The 3,135-nt window shown below is 66.7% G+C and carries 3 protein-coding genes; 2 read left to right on the plus strand and 1 reads right to left on the minus strand.

The annotated features are described in order from the left end of the window. Positions 1–42: 42 nt before the first annotated feature. The gene (yghU, locus tag EOA29_RS30435; RefSeq protein WP_126094540.1) at positions 43–912 is read right to left on the minus strand and encodes a glutathione-dependent disulfide-bond oxidoreductase; all 870 of its coding nucleotides are present in this window, start codon (positions 910–912) and stop codon (positions 43–45) included. Between the two features lie 383 nt (positions 913–1,295). Between yghU and EOA29_RS30440 the strand changes: the two genes are divergently transcribed. Then, positions 1,296–2,198, plus strand: a complete 903-nt coding sequence (locus EOA29_RS30440) for a S1C family serine protease (RefSeq protein WP_126094539.1) — start codon at positions 1,296–1,298, stop codon at positions 2,196–2,198. Positions 2,199–2,211: 13 nt separating this feature from the next. Further along, on the plus strand, positions 2,212–3,135 hold a 924-nt coding region (locus EOA29_RS30445), incomplete at its 3' end, for a LysR family transcriptional regulator (RefSeq protein WP_145966220.1).

Raw genomic sequence — 3,135 nt, forward strand, 5'->3', positions numbered from 1 at the left:
CCTACGGGCCACCCTCCCCACCAGGGGGAGGGTAGGAGATACTCACTCCGCCGCCACCAACTTATCCTGCGTCTTCGTTTCGAAGTCGCTGGCGTCGTGGCGCTCGTGGAGCTGGTAGGCCGGGTCGCCGGAGATGCGATTGACCATGCGGCCGCGCTTCACCGCCGGCCGGGCGTCGATTGCGTCGGCCCAGCGCTGCACGTGCTCGTATTCGTGCACGGCGAGGAACTGCGCGGCATCGTTGTAGCTGCGGCCCTTGGCCAGCCCGCCATACCAGGGCCAGACCGCCATGTCGGCGATGGTGTAGTCGGGGCCGGCAAGGTATTCGCTTTCCGCCAGCCTGCGGTCGAGCACGTCCATCTGCCGCTTGGTCTCCATGGCGAAGCGGTCGATGGCGTATTCGATCTTTTCCGGCGCATAGGCGTAGAAATGGCCGAAACCGCCGCCGAGATAGGGCGCCGAGCCCATCTGCCAGAACAGCCACGAGAAGGTTTCGGCGCGGGCGGCACGCTCGGTAGGCAGGAATTCGCCGAACTTTTCGGCCAGATAAGTGAGGATCGAGCCGGATTCGAACACGCGTACCGGCTTCGGCTCGCTGCGGTCCAGCAGCGCCGGGATCTTGGAGTTCGGGTTCACCCCGACGAAGCCTGAGCCAAACTGATCGCCTTCGTTGATGCGGATCAGCCAGGCGTCGTATTCGGCACCCGTGTGGCCGAGCGCCAGAAGCTCCTCCAGCATGATCGTGACCTTCTGGCCGTTGGGGGTGGCCAGCGAATAGAGCTGCAGCGGATGCTTGCCGACCGGCAGTTCCTTCTCATGCGTCGGCCCGGCGACCGGCCGGTTGATCGAGGCGAAGGCGCCGCCATTCGGCTTGTTCCAGGTCCAGACTTTCGGCGGGGTGTACTGGTTCATCGTGGGGGGCCTTGTGGGTTCGGGGGGCGGATGCGAGTTGGTTGACGCAAGATTTAGGTGCGGTTCCGCGCGCGTCAAAGAAAAAAGTTCAATTTTCGTTGAACTAATGACTGGGCCAGGATTTTTCCCCTTCTCCCCTTGTGGGAGAAGGTGGATCGGCGCGCAGCGCCGAGACGGATGAGGGGTGTTGGAAGAAATGATACGAGGGAGATTAGGACGCGGGGAGCAAACGGCCGAAGGCGCGCTCCGTCCAGCACCCCTCATCCGACCGAGCTTCGCTCGGCCACCTTCTCCCACAAGGGGAGAAGGGAATGGCGTCAGCCCTTGCACCACGCCGCATTGGCCATACCTATAGAAAAAGACCCGCAATCCAGGATCGACCGATGACCATCGAAAAAGTCTCGCGCTCCGTCGTGTCCGTGCGCGCCACGGTTCCGGACGACGCCTTCACCGCCAATGCGCTGGGCACACGCCGCGAGGGCAGCGGCGTGGTGATCCGCGACAACGGGCTGGTGCTCACCATCGGCTATCTGATCACCGAGGCCGACGAGGTGTGGCTCACCGACCAGGACGGCCGCGTGGTCGCCGCGCATGCGCTGGCCTACGATCAGGAGACCGGCTTCGGCCTGGTGCAGGCGCTGTCGCCGCTCAACCTGCCGGCGGTCGCCTTCGGCAACGCCAGGAAGGCCAATATCGGCGACGCGGTGACGCTTGCCGACGGCATCGGCCAGCAGGTCGATGCCCACATCGTCACCAAGCAGGAATTCGCCGGCTACTGGGAATATCTCATCGACGAGGCGATCTTCACCGCGCCGGCGCACCCGTCCTGGGGCGGCGCCGCGCTGTTCGACCGCGACGGCAAGCTGCTCGGCGTCGGCTCGCTGCGCCTGCAGATGAGCCGCGCCGGCGAGGTCGCCGACATCAACATGATCGTGCCGATCGACCTTCTGACGCCGATCCTCGACGACTTGGTGAAGCGTGGCCAGTTGGCCCGGCCACCGCGCCCGTGGCTCGGCGCTTTCTCGGCCGAGTCGAACGGCATGGTGGTGGTGATGAGCGTCGCCGAAGGCGGTCCAGCGGCAAAGGCAGGCCTGCGTCAGGGCGACATCATTTCCGACGTGCGCGACGGTGAGGTCGACGGTCTCGCCGACTTCTATCGCAAGCTCTGGCAGAACCCGGCAGGCGCCGAGATCCCGTTGCGCGTGGTGCGCGACGGCCGCGAGACCTGGCTCAGGGTAAAATCCGCAGACCGCAACTCCTTCCTCAAGAAGCCGCAGCTGCAGTAGCGCCGCCCGCCCGATGCATCCAAGGTTGCTGAAGACATTTCTCGCGGTTGCGCGCACGCGCAACGTCACCCGCGCCGCGGTGGAGGTCAATCTCGCGCAGTCGAGCGTCAGCGACCAGATCCAGGCGCTGGAGGCCGAGCTTGGCGCCAGCCTCTTCATGCGCTCTCGGCGAGGGCTGGAGCTGACACCGGCCGGCGAGGCGTTGAAACCCTATGCCGAGGAATTGCTGTCGCTCGCCGACGACGCGCGCGCCGTCATCGATGCCACCAGGAGCGCGACGGCCGGCCGGCTTGCGATCGGCGCGCTGGAGACGATTGCCTCCGCAAGGCTTGCCGGCTGGCTGGCCGACTTCCATGCCGTTCATCCCGACATCGACATCAAGCTGAAGATCGCCGGCAGCGGCGAGTTGCTGCGCAGGCTCGGCGACGGCGAGATCGATGTCGCCTTCTGCTTCGACCGTTCTGGCGCGAGCGAATCGGACGAGCGCTTCGCCAGACGCGTCGTCGCGGCCGAGCCGCTGGTGCTGATCGCGCCGCCGGGCGAGAACAGGACGGAGGTCGATCTGGCGGAGCTTGCCGAAAAACGCTTCGTCGCCACCGAAACCGGATGCGTCTACCGCGCCATGGTCGACAGAGCTTTCACCGAGGCGGGCCTCGGCGGGCCGAGGCTCGCGGCCGAGGTCGGCAGCATCGACGCCATCGCCGGGCTGGTGGCAGCCGGCGCCGGCTTCGGCATCGTGCCGCGCCTGGCGGTCGCGGCCGTGCTCGATCGCGGCGGGGTGGCGGAGGTCGCCTGGCCCGGCCCGGTCCGTTCCGCGGGCCTCGTCATGATCTGGCGCCGCCGGCGCGTCCAGCCGCCGACGCTCAAGGCGCTGCTCGCGGCGATGGATGAGGGCTTTGCGCCGGTCAGATCAGCCGGTGGCCGCCCTCCACATGCA

The organism is Mesorhizobium sp. M1E.F.Ca.ET.063.01.1.1 (assembly GCF_003998155.1).
In the GTDB taxonomy this organism is placed as follows: domain Bacteria; phylum Pseudomonadota; class Alphaproteobacteria; order Rhizobiales; family Rhizobiaceae; genus Mesorhizobium.